This window comes from Pseudomonas sp. AC252 (genome assembly GCF_979258105.1).
The window spans coordinates 1,140,112-1,161,306 of sequence record NZ_OZ409837.1 but is presented as its reverse complement, the minus strand read 5'-3'; the positions used below and the strand labels follow the sequence as shown (position 1 = coordinate 1,161,306).

Annotated in this window: 17 protein-coding genes and 1 pseudogene; 13 read left to right on the top strand and 5 right to left on the bottom strand. The window is 60.2% G+C overall.

Annotated features, from left to right (window positions below):
- The first annotated feature begins 57 nt into the window (after positions 1-57).
- The 5 genes from ACZZZ4_RS05415 (at position 58) to ACZZZ4_RS05395 (ending at position 2,726) form a co-directional block, all read left to right on the top strand.
- Entirely contained in the window at positions 58-420 is a 363-nt protein-coding gene (locus ACZZZ4_RS05415) for a CidA/LrgA family protein (RefSeq protein WP_129999737.1), read from the top strand.
- Positions 420-1,136: an LrgB family protein gene (locus tag ACZZZ4_RS05410; RefSeq protein WP_016773013.1), complete on the top strand. Its 717-nt coding sequence runs from the start codon at positions 420-422 to the stop codon at positions 1,134-1,136. The genes ACZZZ4_RS05415 and ACZZZ4_RS05410 overlap by 1 nt, the downstream gene beginning before the upstream one ends.
- A gap of 11 nt (positions 1,137-1,147) precedes the next feature.
- On the top strand, positions 1,148-1,738 hold the full coding sequence (locus ACZZZ4_RS05405) for an LON peptidase substrate-binding domain-containing protein (protein WP_415761320.1): 591 nt from the start codon (positions 1,148-1,150) through the stop codon (positions 1,736-1,738).
- A gap of 110 nt (positions 1,739-1,848) precedes the next feature.
- Complete coding sequence (locus ACZZZ4_RS05400; protein WP_415761321.1) at positions 1,849-2,079, top strand: hypothetical protein; 231 nt, start codon at positions 1,849-1,851, stop codon at positions 2,077-2,079.
- Positions 2,080-2,147: 68 nt separating this feature from the next.
- Positions 2,148-2,726, top strand: a complete 579-nt coding sequence (locus ACZZZ4_RS05395; protein WP_463547389.1) for a hypothetical protein — start codon at positions 2,148-2,150, stop codon at positions 2,724-2,726.
- Between the two features lie 45 nt (positions 2,727-2,771).
- Here ACZZZ4_RS05395 and ACZZZ4_RS05390 read toward each other — a convergent pair whose 3' ends face one another.
- The 5 genes from ACZZZ4_RS05390 to ACZZZ4_RS05370 form a co-directional block, all read right to left on the bottom strand.
- Positions 2,772-4,604 carry a hypothetical protein gene (locus tag ACZZZ4_RS05390; RefSeq protein ID WP_463547388.1) on the bottom strand — a complete coding sequence of 611 codons (1,833 nt, stop codon included), beginning with the start codon at positions 4,602-4,604 and terminating at the stop codon, positions 2,772-2,774.
- Between the two features lie 250 nt (positions 4,605-4,854).
- Positions 4,855-8,334, bottom strand: coding sequence for a calcium-binding protein (locus tag ACZZZ4_RS05385; protein ID WP_463547387.1), 3,480 nt, complete (start codon positions 8,332-8,334; stop codon positions 4,855-4,857).
- Positions 8,335-8,402: 68 nt separating this feature from the next.
- Positions 8,403-10,196, bottom strand: coding sequence for a hypothetical protein (locus ACZZZ4_RS05380; RefSeq protein WP_463547386.1), 1,794 nt, complete (start codon positions 10,194-10,196; stop codon positions 8,403-8,405).
- Between the two features lie 524 nt (positions 10,197-10,720).
- Positions 10,721-12,037, bottom strand: a complete 1,317-nt coding sequence (locus ACZZZ4_RS05375) for a bifunctional DedA family/phosphatase PAP2 family protein (RefSeq protein WP_463547385.1) — start codon at positions 12,035-12,037, stop codon at positions 10,721-10,723.
- Between the two features lie 126 nt (positions 12,038-12,163).
- Positions 12,164-12,859, bottom strand: a complete 696-nt coding sequence (locus ACZZZ4_RS05370) for a DNA-3-methyladenine glycosylase (protein ID WP_463547384.1) — start codon at positions 12,857-12,859, stop codon at positions 12,164-12,166.
- Positions 12,860-13,036: 177 nt separating this feature from the next.
- On the opposite strand from ACZZZ4_RS05370, the gene ACZZZ4_RS05365 reads away from it, so the two are divergent.
- The 8 genes and pseudogenes from ACZZZ4_RS05365 to ACZZZ4_RS05330 all read left to right on the top strand — a co-directional run bounded on the left by ACZZZ4_RS05365 (position 13,037) and on the right by ACZZZ4_RS05330 (position 21,120).
- A complete protein-coding gene (locus ACZZZ4_RS05365) occupies positions 13,037-14,308 on the top strand; it encodes a glutamate-5-semialdehyde dehydrogenase (protein WP_463547383.1) in 1,272 nt (423 codons plus the stop codon).
- Complete coding sequence (gene nadD / locus ACZZZ4_RS05360; RefSeq protein WP_024014451.1) at positions 14,277-14,999, top strand: nicotinate-nucleotide adenylyltransferase; 723 nt, start codon at positions 14,277-14,279, stop codon at positions 14,997-14,999. Before ACZZZ4_RS05365 ends, nadD begins: the two co-directional genes overlap by 32 nt.
- Positions 15,000-15,071: 72 nt before the next feature.
- On the top strand, positions 15,072-15,566 hold the full coding sequence (rsfS, locus tag ACZZZ4_RS05355) for a ribosome silencing factor (protein ID WP_016773024.1): 495 nt from the start codon (positions 15,072-15,074) through the stop codon (positions 15,564-15,566).
- A 9-nt stretch (positions 15,567-15,575) separates the two neighbouring features.
- Entirely contained in the window at positions 15,576-16,043 is a 468-nt protein-coding gene (rlmH, locus tag ACZZZ4_RS05350) for a 23S rRNA (pseudouridine(1915)-N(3))-methyltransferase RlmH (RefSeq protein WP_011063671.1), read from the top strand.
- 10 nt (positions 16,044-16,053) lie between these two features.
- Positions 16,054-17,949 (top strand): penicillin-binding protein 2, encoded by a 1,896-nt coding sequence (mrdA, locus tag ACZZZ4_RS05345; protein ID WP_434766831.1) that lies wholly within the window; start codon positions 16,054-16,056, stop codon positions 17,947-17,949.
- Between the two features lie 31 nt (positions 17,950-17,980).
- Positions 17,981-19,084: a rod shape-determining protein RodA gene (gene rodA / locus ACZZZ4_RS05340; protein WP_051600793.1), complete on the top strand. Its 1,104-nt coding sequence runs from the start codon at positions 17,981-17,983 to the stop codon at positions 19,082-19,084.
- A 17-nt stretch (positions 19,085-19,101) separates the two neighbouring features.
- Positions 19,102-20,112, top strand: coding sequence for a lytic murein transglycosylase B (gene mltB, locus ACZZZ4_RS05335; protein WP_039761819.1), 1,011 nt, complete (start codon positions 19,102-19,104; stop codon positions 20,110-20,112).
- A pseudogene (locus tag ACZZZ4_RS05330) lies at positions 20,112-21,120 on the top strand (septal ring lytic transglycosylase RlpA family protein). Before mltB ends, ACZZZ4_RS05330 begins: the two are co-directional and overlap by 1 nt.
- Positions 21,121-21,195: the final 75 nt, after the last annotated feature.

Below are 21,195 nucleotides of genomic sequence, written 5' to 3'. Positions count from 1 at the left end.
CCGGCATGCTTATAATGCCGAGGTCTGCTGGCTGAAAATGTAAGACGGAGATGTCGGATGTTGTTACGTGGCCTGACCCTGCTGGTGCTGTTCCAATTGCTCGGCACCGCGCTCAATCATTTGCTGTTGCCGATATTGCCGGGGCCGATCATCGGACTGCTGCTGTTGCTGGTGTTCCTGATCATTCGCGGTGAAGTGGGCGAGCCGCTGAACCAGGCGGCGGGCAGCCTGCTGCGGTATCTGCCGTTGCTGCTGGTGCCGCCTGCGGTAGGCGTGATGGTGTATGCCACGGCGATTGCCGCCGATTTCTGGGCGATCGTCGGCGCGCTGGTGGTCTCGCTGATCGTGTCGATGGCCTTTGCCGGCGTGCTCATGCAACGGCTGGTCAAACGTCACGCGCCGCCGGCGGAGGAGTCCTGATGCTGTTCGACTGGCAAGGCGCGTGGGCCTCGGTGATTCATCATCCGCTGTTCGGCATTGGCATCACCCTCGGCGCCTATCAACTGGTGCTGGCGGCGTTCGAGAAAACCCGCTGGATCTTTCTGCAACCGGTGCTGGTCTCCATGTTGTTGGTGATCGGTGTGCTGGTCGGCTGCGGCCTGACTTACGCGGAGTACCGCAAGAGCACCGAGATCCTCAGCATTCTGCTGGGGCCGGCCACGGTGGCGCTGGCGGTGCCGCTCTACTTGAACCTGCGGCGCATCCGCCAATTGTTCTGGCCGATTTTTACTACGCTGGTGATAGGCGGGGTGGTCGCAACGGGCATGGGTGTGGCGCTGGGCTGGTGGTTCGGTGCCGATCACATGATCCTGATGACCATGGCGCCGAAATCGGTGACCTCGCCGATCGCCATGCTGGTCGCCGAGCAGATCGGCGGCGTGGCGGCGCTGGCCGCGGTGTTCGTGCTGATCACCGGGGTGATTGGCGCGATCTTCGGCCCGGCGCTGCTGACCCGCCTCGGCGTGCACAGCCCCGAAGCGCGCGGCATGGCGCTGGGCATGACCGCGCATGCGGTCGGCACGGCGGTGGCGATGCAGGAAAACGACGAGTGCGGCGCGTTCGCCGCGCTGGCAATGAGTCTGATGGGCGTGGCCACGGCGGTGTTCCTGCCGTTGGCGGTGTCGATGGTGGTGTAAGGAAAATGTCTATGAGTCTGCCGCTTTTCCCGCTGAACACGGTGCTGTTCCCCGGCTGCAACCTCGACTTGCAGATCTTCGAGGCGCGCTATCTCGACATGATCGGCCGTTGCATGAAGCAGGGCGTCGGTTTCGGTGTGGTGTGCATCCTTGAGGGCAGCGAAGTCGGTGTGGCACCAGAAGGTTTCGCAATGGTCGGCTGCGAGGCGCGGATCACCGATTTCCAGCAACAGGACAACGGCCTGCTCGGCATTCGCGTGCAAGGCGGACGGCGTTTCACGGTGTTGCGCACCGAAGTGCAGCGCGACCAGTTGATTCTGGCCGATGTCGAATGGCTCGACGACGAGCCCGAGCAACCGTTGCAGGAGGAGGATGCCGATCTGGTAGCGCTGCTCAAGGCACTGGCCGAGCACCCGATGGTCGAAGCGCTGGACATGGGCACCGAAGCCGGCGGGCAGCAATCGCTGGCCAATCAGCTTGCCTACCTGTTGCCTTTCGCTGAAGAAGACAAGATCGACCTGTTGCAACTCGATGATCCGCAGCAGCGGCTGGATGCGATTCAGGCGTTGCTTGATGAGTTGCAGGGGGAGTTGTTCGCCTAGTTTTACTTTGAATCAACTACTGCCACCTGCCAGCATTGTGTTGCTTTTGTCTTTGTCTTAATTTCGAGTTGCCCGCAGGACGCGGGTAATTCGATAACAAGGATGAAGTGATGACGTTATATGAAGATGAACGGGCGTTCTGGGACGATATTGCCGGCAAGTATATTTTGAAACACGCCGGCGCCGACCAGAACGTCAGTAAGCATATCGATGCTGCCACAACTTATGCCGACCGTATGGTCATCGCGCGACGTAAACGAAAGATAGAAAAAGTTCCGGTCAGCGATATTCCGCAGATGTCGGCTACTGCCAGCAAGACAGTAACCGCGAGCGCAGTTTAATTCATTCCCTTTTTTACTTTGCCTGCCGTTGCGGTTGAGCGGCGGAGCGTTTACAGGTGGGCGAGCCCATGTCTACAGCAATAATCAACAATGAAGAATTCACGGCAAATCTTTATCTGGATGGCCGGCCGTTAGTACTCAATCAGTACCGATTGCAAAAAATTGTGCGCGACCCGCGTATCACTCAACGCGAAAAGCTGGATGCAGAGGTAGGACTTGCGAGTCTGCGCCTCGCCAGCTTCATCACGCTGGCCGACCACGAAGATCACAAGCCGCTGCTATTCAGGTTCGTTTCTCACACGGATGGCTATGCGATCAGCGTGGTCCATTCTGGAAAGTTTGGAGGCGCACGGTTATTCATTGAAGACAAAACCCATAATTTGTTGGTGAGTACCGATGCGCCGCTCCAGCATTTCTCAATGAGCACGCTGGGCGCGACCAAAACCTCTCTCAGTCACATCGAGGCCGGGCCGGCCTATATTGAGTTGTGCAGTGAGCCGAAAAGCAAACCCATGTATCGAAATATCAGTGACGGCATGAGCACGTTTCTGGACGCCGACCCTAATCTCACGACGCACAACGCGTTCAATAACAAACCCGCTCAATTGGTGATCAAGGTGATCAAAGCCAGTCCTTCGGCTGCGTGACCAGAGGCGCCATTCACTCTGGAGTGAATGGCGCCGCGCCGTGTGTCAGGGCCTGTAATGTTCGGGGACTGGCCAGACGATGTCGTTGGCATCGGTGTCCGTGCCTTTGGGCAGTGTCAATACCACCCCGCCCGAGTGAGCGACGCCAGCGATGAGACCATCGTAGGGGGTCGATCGAGACCACACATCGAGATCGGTGCCTTCCCAGGTCGACGTCTCGATAGCCACGGCATCCTCACCGGCTTGTCGGAACACATCCTCGACACGCGCCGCGAGACTGTGATCCGAATTCACCAGCCAGATCCGTTCTGCACTGATCCCACGGGTCGGCATGGAGATCCGGCCTTCCAGGCTGTCTCCATCAAAATCTCTGTTGATGAGGTAAAGATTTTCCACGCGAGGGACTACTTCGATATTGCGAGTATCGATGATGTAGAGGAAGCCATTTATCTGTTTGCGCCGCAGCAACGGATAGTCGCGCGAGTTATCCATTTCAAACGATGTATCCGATTCTCCGTCGGTACTGTGCCGATGCCCGCTGGAGGAGTCACTGTCGGAAAAGTGCCCGGGATATCGATTGGCCTGACTGTTGTAATGCCGCGGGTTGGAATAGTAATCGAACCCCATGTAGTTCAAGGCGTCGGACAGAGCAAACGTCGCGCTGAACGCGCGTTTGCTGGTGGAATCCGAAGGGTTGCCGCGAAGTTTGACGAGCCGTTTGTCGCGGGCCAGTTCAAAAGGCGTGCGTAAATCGGCGCGAAACATGGCAGGGATGTCCGTGCGATAAAGATAGTCATGCCTGTTGCGTTTATAACCGGCATGCGCCAGATAACCTTGCAGAAAATCGTCTTCATAACGCTGATTGACTGGCGGTAAGTCGCCCTCATGGCCCTCGCCGTGATTGCGCAGTTTCAGCGTGAAAGGGCCGAGCTCCTCGGCGATATGCTCGAACCGTTTGGTGTCCAGTGCATTTCGGGAGAGTTCTTTGTGCGTTTCGGCCCATTCCGGGAAGCCGTTTTCCATCTCCGGGCGCAAGCGTTTCTGCTGAGCGATGCTCAGGTTGTAAGTACGTAACAGTTCGGCGCATTCGCTGCGGGATTTCTGCGGGTGAGACCACTTCATGGAGTCCAGAAGAAACTTGTGGTCATCCTCGGTATTTCTGCGCCTTGCCCAGGCCGGCGGACCGCCTCGGACCTCGGCCTCGGCACGAAAGGTGAGGATCTCTGCATCGCGCAGGTGGTAAACATCCCAGATTTCGGCATCGGTCCAGTGCGCCAGCTTTAACGGCACTGAAGTGTCCCCGCGAGCTTCGCTCGGGTCGACTTTGATCATGCGACCGTATTTGCCCTGAAATGCGAAACCGACATTTGGCCGGGCAATCATTGGTTCCCGATTTGTCGTTTCCTTCCATTCATGTACCGCGTAATAGCCTTGCTCATCTGGTACGGGGGTGGAACGCGCCTTGGCCCACCCCAAGTCGTGCAGGGTGTAGCGATCCGGTGGGTACATCTCGATGGGCTTGTTCAAGCTCCACAAATCAGTGTCGGCGACTCGATAAAGCGGTGGGCCCGATGGCACTCGCTCGCTGGACAGTCTGGCCCGGTAGGCCTTGGTCAGGTCGTGGTAGGCAACCATCACCGTCAGCCCGGCGGCAGAACCGTCATCGTTGGCCATATCGGCGAACTGTCGCCCCTTGTAAGTCCTGAGACCTTGCGCATCGTGCCTCAAGTCGGCACTGACGCTTTGTACATAAGGTTCAAGGGGCGATTTTGCTGGACCTCGCGGCGGCTTCTGCATATCAGGCATGCGGGTGACCGTGATGCCGGGCCGTAATGTCGCGTGGCTGGCGGCAGGAGCGATGGTTTCGATGCCCGCCAAGGCATTCGAGCCATCCTCTCGAATCCGACCGGGCAGGCGCAGATCCAGATCGATCGGACGATCAGGGAGGCCGGTCGCGCTGTCGAGCTGCCGGGCGTTTCGGTGGTTGGTGAAGGGCGCAAAGGCCCGGGTTTTTGGCGCATGAATAAACTCCTTCTTTATGAATCAGCCTGTCCATCGGCTGAGGTGATCGAGTGCCAGCGCGGTGTTTGTCCGCGCTGGCAAGGGGTTGCAGGCGCGCTGAGCGCACTCAGCTATCTGTCGGGATATGCAAATCCTTTGGATTGATTCGCACCTGCGGGTCGTCAGTCAGTCCCCAATGCTGGCGCATCGAGTGATAAACCACGGTACTGACGGTGTCCTTGTATCCAATGTGGGTCACGTAAATCCGTGCCGCCAGTTCATTGCGCTGTCTGTGTTGTTCGATGTCGCTGTGCAGCGCCGCGACGCTGGCGTAGCGGCGAGCGTCGATGACGTACAACTGCAACACTTCGAACAGCAGCGAAACCTCATAGATATGGCCGGCCGAAGTCACCACACTCACCGATTCCACCGGCGTGTCCTCGTCAATGTCCGGCAGTTCGACGGTGACGCTAGCGATGCGCAGGCGATTGCCATCAAGGTGGATATCTTCGCGCTTCACCGTTTCGCTCAAGGCGCGAGTGAACAGATTCCACGTCGAGGCGTTAGCTGTTTTTGCAGCCGCAGCGGGTGTTGACAGGCGCACGATGCAGTTGCTGACCAGATGGATATCGTAAGTCGAGCTTTTGCCTTCCAGCAGATAAATCCCTGTGTGGGGTCTGGACTCGATCACCACTTTGCAGGGGCGGTCGGTCAGCTCGGGCTTTTCGCTGACCACGGGGCGCGTGAACGGATACGTTCCGTTGCGCTGCTTCAGCCAGCTTCGGTTGCTGACCAGTCGTGTGCCGGGGGCCTTGGCGTCGGCTGCGTAATCCAGCTGCGGCAGTTGCAGGCGGTAGGAGACTTCGTCCCGCATGATCAGCACCAGATCTTGCGTCAGCAGCGGTGTGGTCACTTTCAGACTGTTGCGGCCGCCGTAACCGGTGGCGGCGGCGCTCGTCTTGATCACGTCTTTGAACGCAACCACTTTGGAGGGCAGTAGCAACGACAGGCAGATATCCTTGTAGGTCAGGTGCGTATTGCCCGATACACCCTGGCGAACTTCGACGTCATAGGTGATCACGACATCGACAATCTCGCTGGCCAGGTAATCGAGGTAGACACTCCCTTGCGTGGCAGTTTCGCTACGCTCGGCGGCAAACTCGACCCTGTGCGGCGTGCGTGACACAAAGTGTCGCGACGCTGCTTGCGCCTGCAAGGCCACCGTGCCGCTATTGACGATGGCAGGGGCCTGAGCGGGCTGACCGTTAACGGTGATGGCGACCTCGATATCCTGAATCAGCGCCTGGCCTGGCTGATTGGGCAGCAGAGCCAGCAGTTCATAACCATCCTGCGTGCGAAACAGCCACTGTGCATTCTTCAGGTGGCGCTGGCCGTCGATCGTCTGGTAGACGTTTCTCAGAGTCAGCACGTGTTCGGGATCACTGCCATCCTTGCCGCGCAACGAGGTGATCACCAGTGAAGTGTCGATGATTTGCCAGCGTTGAATGAGGGCCCGCGGCCAGCCGAACTCGACCCGGCTCGAGTGCTCGTCATTTTCGATGATCGTTGTGCGGGCGTTGGTATTGGCGATGTAATAACGGTCTTCACCGCTGCCACCATCCACCTCGCATTCGGTGCCGAAAATGGCAATGGTGTCGTTGCCGCCACCGACGCTGATGCGATCATAGCCATTGGCAGATATCTGGTTGGCCGCGTCGGTACCGGTAACGTGGCTGGTGCCCTTGCGCAGCGTCGAAGCGTTCTCGATCGAAGTCAGATGGGCGATTTCCAGCCCTTCGGCCGCCGGATCCAGACCGCGCAACGAGACCTTGCCGGTCTGCAGATTGATGTCATGGCCGACGTAGCGAGTGTCTCCGGTCGAGCGGCTGCCTTCGAACGCCACGGTGTCGGCGCCAGCGCCGCCGTCCAGAATGTTGATGTGCGCGGGTTTGGCGGAGCGGTCGAGCTCCTGGTCCGAAATTTCTTGATAGAACGCATCGGTCTGGTCGCCACCGGTCAGGGCTTTGTGCCCTTCTCGGTAAGTGAACAGATTGGACTGCGCCTTGACGCCAGCGACCCGGTCGTTGCCATCACCCAGGCGCCAGAACACCCCTTTGCCTTCTCCGGCGCTGCCGCTGACCTTGCCTTTGAGATCTGCCGGCAAGCCATCGGCAGCATCGATCACATCGTCTGCGCCGACGATCACAGCCTGGCTGTCGCGTTTGAACGGTTCCTGGCCGGCGCTTTCATCCCACTGATAGCGCCACAGTTCGACCGATTGCAGTTCGGTGCGGAAGGCGCCGTTGACTACGTGTTCAATGGAGTTCTTATAGGCGCCTTCAAGCAGGTCTCTGGCCGACAGTTCGAGGCGTTTTTCGTGATCGCTATAGCCTTTGGTCAGCTTGAAGCGATCCATCACTTGGTTATCCAGTTCCTGGCCGGTGAAGGCGAACCAGCCTGAGCGCAAGCGTTCCAGTGCGGTCAGTTCGATGTAGTCATCGATATCGTCCACGACCCGAGCGGCCTGGTAAATCATCGAGCCGGCGATCAGCACAGCCGCCGCCGCGAGGCCGACCGGCCCGGCGACGCTGCCGAAACCGGCCAGTGCCGCGACGCCGAGCACCAGGCTGATGCCCGCTCCCGCCACGCTCAGGGCGCCGCTGACGTAATGATCCTGCGCGATTTTTCCCGACGAAGCGGCGGCAGCGTTGAACGATTTGACCGCATCGATGATGTCGAACGGCAGGGTGATCGCGCTGGCGAACATACCGGCGCCCCGGCTCATGTATTTGCCCACCGAGGTCAGCGGGAAATATTTGAAAAGATTGCCGCCGTTGGTGAGCATCGCCTCGCCTGTCCTGGTCAAGCCGCGTTCGATGATCAGAGAGCCGAACTCGGCGGCAATGGAGCCACCCTGGAAGACCGCTTCGAGTTTTTCCCCTTTGCTGATCGCATCGATCATGGCCATGTAACCACTGTAGATGCCGAAGGCTTGCAGACCGACGCCGGCGCCGCTCATCAGGTAGCTTTTGCTTTTGTTGACCCAGCCGGGTGCGTTTTCAAAAGCGTCTACCTGATGAATGTCCAGCTTCTGCGCGGCTTTGCCCAACTGGTTGAGCCGGTCTACCGCACTGCCAGGGTCGATTGGTAGAGGGCTGACAAACATGGGGCCGGCGTCGACCGAGCGCTGGCAGGCAATTTCATAAAACAGCATCGCGGCCGTGCCGTTGTCGGCAACCTCAGCGGATCTCAAGTGGTTTTCAACGGCCGCTGATTCGAAATGCAGACCATCGAGAAACATCTGATCCGGGACTTTCAGATCGGCATTCGCCGGACCGATCGGTTGACCGTTGACCGCAGCACCCAGTCTTTGCAGCTCGACCCGACTGACTTTGACTTCCCCGATGGACAAGGGCCCGAAATGCTTGTCGAGCGATGCCAGCGTTTGTCGATGCCTGGCTTCAGCGCCCTTGCCGGCCGAGGGTGCAGGCATATGAGAGAGATTGGCTGTAGAGGGCGCATGGTCATTGGCCGAGGCATCAAGCGGCGTGACCTGAAGCAGGCGCACATTGGAAACATGCGCGGAAGGTAAGATGAGTTTCGACACGTCTTAATCCCTTAACGTTGTGTATGAACACCGGTTTCCTTACCGATGGTGCGGGCAATCCCGGGGTTTCACGGCCAGACAATGTCATGACCAAATTCGTTTCTATTGCCGGACAGTCTGAGAATGGGCAGACCTGCTGCCTCGACATGGTCGATCAACGTGTCGTACTCGAAGTGGTTGGCATGCCCGGCGTGGGTGGCAGCTTCGATGCGTTCGGCACGGGCACCTGCCATGTCCTTGATGTCCGTTACTTTGGCGCCTTTGGTCTGGTCGGCGTTGAGCAACCAGATGCGCTCGGCGTCCAGTCCGCTGCGGGTAACTGAAATCAGCCCTTCAAAATCGTCGGAGGGAAACCAGGTAGGCGGCGTGTCGCGGGCGGTCGAATTGAACATCATGTTTTCTTCATGGGGTACGACCTCCAGATGGCGGGTGTCCAGGGCGTACAGGAACATGACCGTCTGTCGAGTGCGCTCGGATCGATAGCCGCGCTCGTGATCCCAGGCAATCGGCCGGTCGCCATCCGACCAGTCGGAGGAGGCGCTGCTGCTGGAATCGCTGGCGTCGCTCGCACCACTCTCCGAGCTGCTGTCACTGGCGTCGCGGCCGGGATATTTGTGGGTCTGGCTGTTGAATCGCAGGTATTCGGGATCAGGCGCGCTGGCATACGTCTGGCCTTCATTGAGGCTGAACGTCGCGCTGATGGGTTTGTGCGTGGTGGCGCCGGGTTCATGGTGGTAGCGCGGCAGCATGGTGCCGTCGTTGGCCAATTCGAAAGGTGTGCGTTCGTCACCGCGAAACAGTGCCGGAATATCGGTGCGATACAGGCAGTTGTTTTTGTTGCGCAGATAGCCGAGTTTTTTCAACAGTGCTTCACGCACCTCGAACGTCAGGCTGTTTTCAGGGTGATACCAATCGTGGCGGGCGTTGCGCTTGAGATTGAGTTGCTCGACGGCGTCCCTGGCAAATTGCTCGAGGCGTTGCGGGTTGTCGAGTTCGTCGAGCAGGCGCTTGTGCGCTTGCGCCCACGGCGGAATAGCCAATTGATTTTGCAGGTCCTGCTGTAATCGCGTCAGTTGGTTCGGCAGCAGGTTATAAGACTGTAGAAACGTTTCGCGCTCCTTCAAGGTCATGGCCGGGTGCAACCAGCGCAGGGTGTTGCGCAGCAAGTCGGTGACAGGGTTGCCGGTATTGGCCGCCTCGGCCCATTGCGGTGGGCGGCCGGTGGCCTGTGCTTCCGCCCGGAAGCGAGTGATGTCCTGGCCATGCAAGCCGTAGAGTTGCCAGATCTGTTGGTCAGTCCATTGTCGCAAGTGCGCAGGCTGCGCGCCGAACCCGCCCTGCGGTGCGTCGACTTGCATCAAATTGCCGAACTCATCGCGCAGCGCGAAACGGGTATCGGTGTCCTTCGTACCCGGCCGGGGTGTCATTTCGTGATACCCCTGAGAGTCCGGGGACCGCCACGAAGGGCGATAACGGCGTTGATCCACCGGCACCGCTGCAGCAACCGGACGCGGGCGTTTGGCTGCCGATGCCTGGTCGGGTTGTTCGCTTGCGCTCACGGCCGGGCGTTTCGGCGCGACCTGTTCTGTCAGACGCCAAGTCGGGCTGTCGGCGTTTTTGTACAAGCGCGGGCCTGAGGGCAATCGCTCGGTCAGCAGCTTGCTGCGCCAGGCTCCGGATTCATCCTGGCCGACGTGGGTCGTTTGCAATCGGCCGTCTACTTCTACGTCGGCAAATTTTCTGCCGACCACCCAGCGAAACCCGTCGGCATCGGCCGGCTTCATGCCGTGCAGAAAAGCCTCCGACAGCCAGTAGTTATTTACCCTGTCAGGTTGCAGCGCAGCGGCGCCCGTTGCCGGCATGCGTGAGATTTCCACGGCCTGTATTGCCGACGATGGTCCGGGCACGTGAATATCCGCAGTACGGTTTGGCACTGCCAGATCGGTAAGAGTGGGAGGGCGAAAATAGTCGGAAACGCCATCAAGCGGTAAGTTCTCGTTCCGGCGCGGTGCAGTATTGCTCGAATCAAATGGATGGGTAATCGTCGCAGTTGGCTTGCGAGGTATTTTGGGGCTCATTGAATGCTCTGAACTAGCGAAGTTTCATGAATTTAATTTCGATGTCAATTTGTAACTGGCTGAAGCAACATTGAAATTAATTGGCTAGTTCAATCTAACGTTTTTTAAATGATATGAAAGTCGATATTGGTGCGGTTTCAATTGTTTGTGTAACGTCAGTTTTATATTTGTTGCGGGCAGGGAATTATGCCGGTTTCAGTGTGGAAGTTTAACCGGGCAGGAGAAAGATCAAGTAGGCAACTAACGCCGCTCTTGTCGGAGTTTTCCGAAAGAGCGGCGCGAAACAAACAGTGCTTGCATGTCGATGTTCAGTAGGCGTAGCGCAACAGCGTATGAGGCAAATGACGCAGCACGAAGAAACCGAACAGCGCGATCATCGAAGGCAGGATCAGCCACCAGATCTTGAATGGCATCGGGTTGAGGGACGTCTGTCGTTGGCTCAACCACAGCATCCCGGCGCAGACGCAACTGGCGAGCATCGCGCCGGCGAGGATGTCGGTCGGCCAGTGCGCGCCGAGATAGACCCGCGACAAGGCAATCGCCAGTGCCGGGATGCAGGCAATCAACAGCCAGGTCAGGCGCATGCGCGGCGGCTGCCCACGGCCGGCGAGCACGCCCAGCGTCAGGAACAAGGCAAACGCGCCGGAGGCATGGCCGCTTGGCATGCTGAAAGTGGTCAAGGGATCACTGAGCACTTCCGGGCGCACTCGGGCGAAAAAGTATTTGGTTGCGGTGTTGGCCATGGCGGTGATCAGCATGGTGGCGCCGGCGAACACCGCCTGGCGCCACTGCTTGCACAGCAACAACAGCACGACGAGCAGGGCGCTGAACAGCAACATGTTGCGGAATTCGCCGATCAGGGTCAGCGTCACGGCGATTTCATCCAGCGCTGGCTGGCGATGTTCCTGCACCAGAGTCATCACGCCATTGTCGAGCGCGGTCAGGTAGGGATAGCCGATGAACAGACTGATCAGGATCAACAGACTCATGCTGCCGATCCAGATCGTCGCGCGACGATGGCGACGCACGCTGCTGTTGACGCTCAGGCCGACCATCACCGCGAGGCTGGCGGCGACGATCCCCGCCTCCAGCCAGAACCCTTCAGGCAATGGCAGGCGGAACGCTGCGCCCGTGGCCCAGCCCGGCAACAGATAAGCCAGGCTCCAGCCAGCGGCGGCGAGCAAGCTGACGGCGAAGAAACGCGGGAAGGGCATGTCGCACATCCCGGCGACCATCGGCAGCATCGGTCGCAGCGGGCCGATGAAGCGCCCGACCAATAGGCTGGCGATGCCGTAGCGCTGGAAGTACGACTCGGCGCGGGCCATCCATTCCGGGTGATGGCGTAGCCCGGGCAGGCGGCGTATGTTCTGGTGAAAATGGCGGCCGAGGAAATACGAAATCAGATCACCGAGGATGCCACCGAGAAAGCCCAGCAGCAGCGTTTCGCTCAAGGACAACGCGCCGCTGCCGGCCAGTACCGCCACGGCAAACAACAGCACCGTGCCCGGCACGATCAGCCCGGCAATCGCCAGACATTCCACGCAGGCAACGATGAACACCGCTGCGGCCAGCCACTGTGGATTGGCGCCGAGCCATCCGGTGATGCTATCGAGCCATGGGCCCATACAGAAAAACTCCAGACTATTGATAATCCCGGTAGGAGCTGCCGCAGGCTGCGATCTTTTGATCTTGTCTCTTTAAAGCAGAATCAAAAGATCGCAGCCTGCGGCAGCTCCTACAGGGGTAAGCGTTTACAGAAGAATATAATCCCGGCCTTCGACCTGACCCCGTCGCAGCGGGTTCCGCGTGCACCATTGCGCATACGCGGCGTCAACGAAGCGATACATCAAGTGTTCATCGCGACCCAGTGGAATCCCCAGCCGGGTGGTTTGAATAACGTGAGAAGGGGCCGGCCCCGTATCTTCGACCAGCAGCAATTCATGATCGAAACGCTTGGCGTCCCACATCGGTACTTTCAAACCGAGTGCCTTGCACAGCAAGGTCTGCCCGGCGCACAACTTCTGCGTCGAACGCGGCCGTCCCTGGGCATCGGGATTGTTCAGCAGCATTTGCGCCAGACTCGCCGGACCGCTGACTTCATCGACCCACGGATAGGCGGATTTGATCAGCACCGCATTGCCCGGACCTTGCGCGCTGAAATTCAGCGAATCACCGCCGCGGGCGTAGTACATATAGATGTGCCCGCCGTCCAGAAACAAAGCCTTACGCTTTTCTGTGTAACCGAGCGAGGCATGGCTGCCTTTTTCCGCGAAGTAATAGGCCTCGGTCTCGATAATTCGCGCGCTCAACCATAAGTCGCCGACGCGATGGCGGATGACTTTGCCAAGCAACGCCTGCGCCAGTACTTGGGCGTCGCGGTCGAAAAAACTGTCCGGCAGGCCCACGGGCAGGCGCGCGGACTCGGGGCAAAGGGGCACGTTGGTCATGATGGGCAGGGTTTATCCAGGCTCAAGAGGCCGTGATGATAACAACGCTCAGCTTAATTACGTCTGAACGATGGCCAAACGCAGTTCATTTCGACCATCCGCCCGTCACCGCTGTTAGTCCCGGGACGCGACAGCTATAATCTGCCGCTTTCCTCTTTGCCAAGACCCCAGCAGACCATGACTGAGTCCGTTCTTGACTACATGACCCGATTGGGTCGCGCCGCCCGCGCTGCCTCCAAGGTCATCGGTCGCGCCAGCACCGCGCAGAAAAACCGCGCCTTGCAGGCTGCCGCCAATGCGCTGGACGCCGCGCGCGCCGAGCTGGCCGCAGCCAATGAGCTGGATCTGGCCGCCGGTCGCGCCAATGGTCTGGAGCCGGCGCTGCTGGAACGTCTGGAACTGACCCCGGCACGCATCGACGGCATGATCGTCGGCCTGCGTCAGGTTGCTGCACTGGCGGATCCGGTCGGCGCGATCCGCGACATGAGCTTCCGTCCGTCGGGCATTCAGGTCGGCAAGATGCGTGTACCGCTGGGCGTGATCGGGATCATCTACGAATCCCGGCCGAACGTGACCATCGATGCCGCCAGCCTGTGTCTGAAGTCCGGCAACGCGACCATTCTGCGCGGTGGCTCCGAGGCGATTCATTCCAACCGCGCGATTGCCGCGTGCATTCAGCGCGGTCTGGCCGAGGCCGAACTGCCCGCTGCCGTGGTGCAAGTGGTCGAAACCACCGACCGTGCCGCTGTCGGCGCGCTGATCAGCATGCCGGAATACGTCGACGTCATCGTGCCCCGTGGTGGCCGTGGCCTGATCGAGCGCATCAGCCGCGATGCCCGCGTGCCGGTGATCAAGCACCTGGACGGCATCTGCCACGTCTACGTCAGCGAACACGCCGACCTGGCCAAAGCCCAGCGCATTGCCTTCAACGCCAAGACTTACCGTTATGGTATCTGCGGCGCGATGGAAACCCTGCTGGTCGATCAGGCTGTCGCCGGGGATTTCCTGCCGTCGATGGCTACGCAGTTCCGCGAAAAAGGCGTCGAGCTGCGCGGTTGCGAACGCACCCGGGCGATCATCGAAGCGGTCGCGGCCAGCGAAGACGACTGGCACACCGAGTACCTGGCGCCGATTCTGTCGATCCGCGTGGTCGACGGTCTGGAGCAGGCGATCGAGCACATCAACCATTACGGCTCCCATCACACCGACTCGATCGTTAGCGAAAACCTCGCCGACACCCGCCGGTTCGTGGCGGAAGTCGACTCGGCCTCGGTGATGATCAACACCCCGACCTGCTTCGCCGATGGATTTGAATACGGACTGGGTGCCGAAATCGGCATTTCTACTGATAAGCTGCACGCCCGCGGCCCGGTAGGGCTTGAGGGGTTGACCTGCGAGAAGTACATCGTGGTCGGCGATGGCCAGTTGCGCGGCCAGGCGACGGTCTGACTTGACCGACCTCGACCTGACAGCGCCGCACACCGGCAGCGAGTCGCGCCCGCAGCGCATTGGCGTGCTGGGCGGTACGTTCGACCCGGTGCACATCGGTCATTTGCGTGGCGCGCTGGAAGTTGTCGAAGCGCTGGCGCTGGACGAGTTGCGCCTGATGCCGAACGCGCGCCCGCCACATCGCGGGACGCCGCAGGTGTCGGCGCAGGATCGGCTGGCGATGGTCGAGTGCGCGGTGGCCGGATTGCCGCCGTTGGTGGTGGACGCCCGCGAATTGCAGCGGGACAAGCCGTCCTGGACCATCGATACCCTGGAGTCGCTGCGCGCAGAGATGCCCGCCGAGACCCAGGTTTTTCTGCTTTTGGGCTGGGACGCATTTTGCGGCCTGCCCACTTGGCACCGCTGGGAAGAGTTGCTCCAGCATTGCCACATCCTGGTGCTACAGCGCCCGGACGCCGACAGCGAACCGCCGGATGCCTTGCGCAACCTGCTGGCAGCGCGTTCGGTGAGCGACCCGCTGGCCCTGAAAGGGCCGAGCGGACAGATTGCATTCGTCTGGCAGACACCGCTCGCGGTTTCCGCCACCCAGATCCGTCAACTGCTGGCCAGCGGTAAGTCGGTACGTTTCCTGGTGCCCGACGCGGTCCTGGCCTACATCGATGCGCACGGTCTGTACCGTGCGTCGAACTGAACAAGGCGTGCTTCACTGATACGAATCACCGTATCCCCAAGCCGCCGAATACATGAGCAAAACGAGTTTCATATGACTGATAAAGATCTACCGAAAGTAAAGCGCAAAGGCACGTTCAAGAGCGCGCCACTGCCGGAAGCCGTCAACACCAACGAGCCGCTCAAGGGCGACGAACTGGTCAAGATTGCCGTCGCTGCGCTGGAAGACGTCAAGGCCCAGGACATCCAGATCATCGATGTGCGCGACAAGCAGAGCATCACTGACTACATGATCATCGCCACCGGTACCTCCAATCGCCAGATCAACGCGATGCTCGACAAGGTTCGCGAGGAAGTGAAAAAGCAGGGCGCCAAGCCGCTGGGCGAAGAAGGCAAGGGCGACAGCGACTGGGTACTGCTCGACCTCGATCTGGTGATCGTGCACATGATGACCGCCTCGGCGCGTCAGTTCTACGATCTGGAGCGCCTGTGGGCCGGTGCCGAACAAAGCCGTGCTGCTGACGCCAAGCACCACAGCCCGGAGAATACCCACGAGCATTTCACCAAGCTCAACAAAGACCAGTTCTAAGGGATTGCTGTGCGACTGCGCCTGATCGCCGTCGGTTCACGCATGCCCAAGTGGGTGGAAGAAGGCTGGCATGAATATGCCAAGCGTCTTCCGTCCGAGCTGGCGCTGGAACTGGTGGAAATTCCGCTCAATACCCGTGGCAAGAATGCCGACGTGGCCCGTTTCATCCGCCAGGAAGGCGAAGCCATGCTGGCCAAGGTCGGGCACAACGAGCGGATCGTCACGCTGGAAGTTCACGGCAAGCCCTGGAGCACCGAGCAACTGGCGGTCGAACTCGATCGCTGGCGCCTGGATTCGCGCACGGTCAACTTCATGGTCGGCGGCCCGGAAGGGCTGGCACCGGAAGTCTGTGCCCGCGCTGACCAGCGCTGGTCGTTGTCGCCGCTGACCTTGCCGCACCCGCTGGTGCGAATCCTGATCGGCGAACAGTTGTACCGTGCCTGGACCGTGTTGTCCGGCCACCCTTACCACAAGTAAGCCTGCCCTCATGTCTCAGCCGATCCGCATCAAGGACCACGAAAAGGACGCCCGTCTGGTGCGTAGCCGTGTCGTGTTCGGCGCGATCGTGATCGTGACGCTGATCTGTGTGCTGATCGCGCGTTTGTATTACCTGCAGGTGATCCAGTACGAGTACCACTCGACCCTGTCGGAAAACAACCGCGTCCACGTGCAGCCGATTCCGCCGACGCGCGGGCTGATTTTCGACCGCAACGGCGTGGTTGTGGCCGACAACCGGCCGAGCTTCAGCCTGAGCATGACCCGCGAGCGCTCCGGCGACTGGCAGCAGGTGCTCGACGTTATCGTCGAGGTGCTGGAGCTGACGCCCGAGGACCGGGTGATCTTCGAGAAACGCATGCGGCAGGGGCGTCGGCCGTTCGAGCCGGTGCCGATCCTGTTCGAGCTGACCGAAGAGCAGATCGCCCGCATCGCGGTGAACCAGTTCCGCCTGCCCGGGGTGGAAGTGGTCGCGCAACTGGTCCGGCATTACCCGCAGGGCGCGCACTTTGCGCACTCGGTGGGCTACATGGGGCGGATCAACGAGAAAGAGCTGAAGTCGCTGGATCCGGTCAACTACAGCGGCACCCACCACATCGGCAAGACCGGCATCGAGCGTTTCTACGAGCCGGAATTGCACGGGCAGGTCGGTTACGAAGAAGTCGAGACCAACGCCCGTGGCCGCGTATTGCGCGTGCTCAAACGCACCGATCCGATTCCCGGCAAGGACATCGTCCTGAGCCTCGACATCAAGTTGCAGGAAGCCGCCGAGGCCGCGCTGGGCGGGCGACGTGGTGCGGTGGTGGCGCTCGATCCGAAAACCGGCGAAGTGCTGGCGATGGTCAGTCAGCCGAGTTTTGACCCGAACCTGTTCGTCACCGGCATCAGCTTCAAGGCCTACGCCGAGTTGCGCGACTCCATCGACCGGCCGCTGTTCAACCGCGTGCTGCGCGGTCTGTACCCGCCGGGCTCGACGATCAAACCGGCGGTGGCGATTGCCGGTCTTGACGCCGGGGTGGTCACGGCGTCGAGCCGGGTGTTCGACCCGGGCTATTACATGCTGCCCAACTACGACCACAAATACCGCAACTGGAACCGTACCGGTGACGGCTTCGTCGACCTCGACACGGCGATCATGCGGTCCAACGACACCTACTTCTATGACCTGGCGCACAAGCTCGGCATCGATCGGCTGTCGACCTATATGAACAAGTTCGGTATCGGTCAGAAGGTCTCGCTGGACATGTTCGAAGAATCCCCCGGCCTGATGCCATCGCGCGAATGGAAGCGAGCAACGCGCAAACAGGCGTGGTTTCCCGGCGAAACCCTGATTCTCGGGATCGGCCAGGGCTACATGCAATCGACGCCGCTGCAATTGGCCCAGGCCACGGCGCTGGTGGCCAACAAAGGCATCTGGAACCGTCCACACCTGGCCAAATCTCTCGACGGGGTGAAACCGGTGGATGAGAACCCGATGCCAAACATCGTCCTGCGCGACCCGTCCGACTGGAACAAGGTCAACCACGGCATGCAGCAAGTGATGCACGGTGCCCGGGGTACCGCGCGCAAAGCGGCGATCGGCGCGCAATACCGCATCGCCGGCAAGTCCGGTACCGCGCAGGTGGTGGCGATCAAGCAGGGCGAGAAATACGACCGCTCCAAGGTCCAGGAACGCCACCGCGACCACGCCTTGTTCGTCGGCTTCGCCCCGGCCGATGATCCGAAAATCGTCGTGTCGGTGATGGTCGAGAACGGTGAGTCCGGTTCCGGCGTTGCCGCGCCAGTGGTGCGCCAGGTCATGGACGCCTGGTTGCTCGACCAGGACGGCCATCTCAAAGCCGAGTACGCCAGCCCAATCACTGCGGAGGCCACGGCCCGTGATGAATAACTTCGATCGCATGCTCTCCAGCGAGGATGTGATGCGTCGCCGCGCGACGTTGCTGCAAAGACTGCATATCGATGGCCCGCTGTTGATCCTGTTGCTGATTCTCGCCGCCGGCAGCCTGTTCGTGCTGTATTCGGCCAGCGGCAAGAGCTGGGATCTGCTCGGCAAGCAGGCCACATCGTTCGGTATCGGTCTGGTGGCGATGATCGTCATCGCCCAGTTCGAGCCGCGTTTCATGGCGCGTTGGGTACCGCTCGGTTACGTGATCGGCGTGGTCTTGCTGATCGTCGTCGACATCATGGGCCACAACGCCATGGGCGCCACGCGCTGGATCAACATTCCCGGGGTGATCCGCTTCCAGCCCTCGGAATTCATGAAGATCCTGATGCCGGCGACCATCGCCTGGTACCTGTCCAAACGCACCTTGCCGCCACAGCTCAAGCACGTCGGCATCAGCCTGATGCTGATTGGTGTGCCGTTCATTCTGATTGTGCGCCAGCCGGACCTCGGTACCTCGTTGCTGATTTTAGCCGGTGGCGCCTTCGTGCTGTTCATGGGCGGCTTGCGCTGGCGCTGGATTCTCAGCGTGCTGGCGGCGGCGGTGCCGGTATCGGTGGCGATGTGGTTTTTCGTCATGCACGACTACCAGAAGCAGCGGGTCCTGACCTTTCTCGACCCGGAAAGTGATCCGCTGGGCACCGGCTGGAACATCATCCAGTCGAAAGCCGCGATCGGTTCCGGTGGCGTATTCGGCAAAGGCTGGTTGCTCGGTACCCAGTCGCACCTGGACTTTCTCCCGGAAAGCCACACCGACTTCATTATCGCCGTGCTTGGCGAAGAGTTCGGTCTGGTGGGGATTTGCGCGCTGCTGCTGATCTATCTGTTGTTGATCGGTCGTGGGCTGGTGATCACTGCCCAGGCACAAACGCTGTTCGGCAAATTGCTCGCCGGTGCGTTGACCATGACTTTTTTTGTTTACGTTTTCGTCAACATCGGTATGGTCAGTGGCCTGTTGCCGGTCGTGGGGGTGCCGTTGCCGTTCATTAGCTACGGAGGAACTTCGCTGGTGACGCTGCTGTCAGCGTTTGGGGTTTTGATGTCGATCCATACCCATCGCAAGTGGATCGCACAGGTTTGAATAAGGTGAAGAGTGCAATGCAAGTAATGCGTGGCTGGGCGACTCGATGCGCGCCGCTGGTTGGCCTGGTGGGCCTGCTGGGAAGCGTGCAGGAAGCGCTGGCCGGCGACTATGAAGGCTCGCCGCAGGTGGCCGAATTCGTCGGCGAAATGACCCGCGACTACGGTTTCGCCGGTGAACAACTGATGGGTGTGTTCCGCGAGGCGCAACGCAAGCAGTCGATTCTCGACGCCATCTCCAAACCCGCCGAACGGGTCAAGCAGTGGAACGAATATCGACCGATGTTCATCACCGACGCGCGCATCGCCCGGGGTGTCGACTTCTGGCGTCAGCACGAGGCGACCCTGGCCCGCGCCGAGCAAGAATACGGCGTGCCGGCACAAGTCATCGTGTCGATCATCGGCGTCGAGACCTTTTTCGGACGTAATACCGGTAATTTCCGCGTGATCGATGCTTTATCGACCCTGGGCTTCGACTATCCTCCCCGTGCCGAATTTTTCCGCAAGGAACTGCGTGAGTTCCTCCTGCTGGCCCGTGAAGAGCAGGTCGATCCACTGACCCTCAAAGGCTCTTACGCCGGGGCAATGGGGCTGCCGCAATTCATGCCGAGCAGCTTCCGCGCCTACGCGGTGGACTTCGACGGCGACGGTCACATCAATATCTGGAACAACCCGGACGATGCCATTGGCAGCGTCGCCAGCTATTTCAAGCGCCATGGCTGGGTCGCCGGTGAGCCGGTGGTCAGCCGCGCCGATGTACGCGGCGAGCAGGCTGATGAAGGCCTGACCAGCGGTATCGAACCGGTGAAAACGGTCGCAGAGTTGCGGGCGCTGGGCTGGTCGAGTCATGATGCGCTGCGCGATGATATGCCGGTTACCGCATTTCGCCTCGAAGGCGACAACGGCCCTGAATACTGGATGGGCCTGCAGAATTTCTACGCGATCACGCGTTATAACCGCAGCGTGATGTACGCCATGGCCGTACATCAACTGTCTGAACAGCTGGTACAAGCACGGGGCGTCAAGTAATGCAGGCATTGCCTAACAATAAACCCCTGAAGCTGGTGGCTTTCGCTGCGTTGGCAGTCCTGGTTGCCAGTTGCACGACCAGCCGCACGCCGACGCAGAAATCCCCGTCCACCGCTGTCCGCGCCCAACCGGGCCTGGACATCAATCGCGCGCACAAAGACGGCGCGCCTTGGTGGGATGTCGATGTTTCGCGCATCCCCGATGCGACACCGACCCTGCACACCGGCCCGTACAAGGCCAACCCTTACACCGTGCTGGGCAAGACCTATTTCCCGTTGCAGGAATCCAAGACCTACGTGGCCTCAGGTACGGCGTCCTGGTACGGCACCAAGTTCCATGGCCAGAACACCGCCAACGGCGAAGTGTATGACCTGTACGGCATGAGCGCTGCGCACAAGACCTTGCCGCTGCCAAGCTACGTCCGGGTGACCAACCTGGACAACAACAAGACGGTGATCCTGCGCGTCAACGACCGTGGGCCGTTCTATTCCGATCGCATCATCGATTTGTCCTACGCGGCGGCGAAGAAACTCGGCTATGCCGAAACCGGCACCGCGCGGGTCAAGGTCGAAGGCATCGATCCGCAACAGTGGTGGGCAGCCAAGGGCCGTCCGGCGCCGCTGATGCTCAACGAGCCGCAAGTAGCGCAGAATAGCGCGCCAGCGATTACAGCGTCGGCCGGCACCGTCGAGCAATGGACACCGCCACCGCAGCAACACGCGGCGGCCGTGGTGCCGGTGCAGATCGATGCAAAAAAACGCTTCTGCACCAGCGTCTGGCCAGTATCTGCAGGTGGGCGCGTTCGCCAACCCGGACGCTGCCGAGCTGCTGAGGTCGAAGCTCAGCGGGATGGTGAGCGCGCCGGTGTTCATCAGTTCGATCGTGCGCAATCAGCAGACCCTGCACCGGGTACGCCTGGGGCCGATCGGCTCGTCGGGTGAGATCGCCCAGGTGCAGAACAGTGTGCGTCTGGCCAATCTGGGTTCGCCCAGCGTGGTCAGCGAGTAATACGTAGACCTTGATTGACGGTTCACTTGCGGTATTCGGGGGTGAACCAGGTTGTTGGCTCTTCGAAGAACAAAA

What these genes read in the sequence shown, in the direction of transcription:
- ACZZZ4_RS05365 (WP_463547383.1), top strand. Translation starts at nt 13,037, where the DNA reads ATGACTGAGTCCGTTCTTGACTACATGACCCGATTGGGTCGCGCCGCC.
- ACZZZ4_RS05375 (WP_463547385.1), bottom strand. Translation starts at nt 12,037, where the DNA reads ATGGGCCCATGGCTCGATAGCATCACCGGATGGCTCGGCGCCAATCCA.
- ACZZZ4_RS05370 (WP_463547384.1), bottom strand. Translation starts at nt 12,859, where the DNA reads ATGACCAACGTGCCCCTTTGCCCCGAGTCCGCGCGCCTGCCCGTGGGC.
- ACZZZ4_RS05415 (WP_129999737.1), top strand. Translation starts at nt 58, where the DNA reads ATGTTGTTACGTGGCCTGACCCTGCTGGTGCTGTTCCAATTGCTCGGC.
- rodA (WP_051600793.1), top strand. Translation starts at nt 17,981, where the DNA reads ATGCGTCGCCGCGCGACGTTGCTGCAAAGACTGCATATCGATGGCCCG.
- mltB (WP_039761819.1), top strand. Translation starts at nt 19,102, where the DNA reads ATGCAAGTAATGCGTGGCTGGGCGACTCGATGCGCGCCGCTGGTTGGC.
- ACZZZ4_RS05410 (WP_016773013.1), top strand. Translation starts at nt 420, where the DNA reads ATGCTGTTCGACTGGCAAGGCGCGTGGGCCTCGGTGATTCATCATCCG.
- nadD (WP_024014451.1), top strand. Translation starts at nt 14,277, where the DNA reads ATGGCCAGTTGCGCGGCCAGGCGACGGTCTGACTTGACCGACCTCGAC.
- ACZZZ4_RS05400 (WP_415761321.1), top strand. Translation starts at nt 1,849, where the DNA reads ATGACGTTATATGAAGATGAACGGGCGTTCTGGGACGATATTGCCGGC.
- ACZZZ4_RS05380 (WP_463547386.1), bottom strand. Translation starts at nt 10,196, where the DNA reads ATGCCGGCAACGGGCGCCGCTGCGCTGCAACCTGACAGGGTAAATAAC.
- ACZZZ4_RS05395 (WP_463547389.1), top strand. Translation starts at nt 2,148, where the DNA reads ATGTCTACAGCAATAATCAACAATGAAGAATTCACGGCAAATCTTTAT.
- ACZZZ4_RS05405 (WP_415761320.1), top strand. Translation starts at nt 1,148, where the DNA reads ATGAGTCTGCCGCTTTTCCCGCTGAACACGGTGCTGTTCCCCGGCTGC.
- rsfS (WP_016773024.1), top strand. Translation starts at nt 15,072, where the DNA reads ATGACTGATAAAGATCTACCGAAAGTAAAGCGCAAAGGCACGTTCAAG.
- mrdA (WP_434766831.1), top strand. Translation starts at nt 16,054, where the DNA reads ATGTCTCAGCCGATCCGCATCAAGGACCACGAAAAGGACGCCCGTCTG.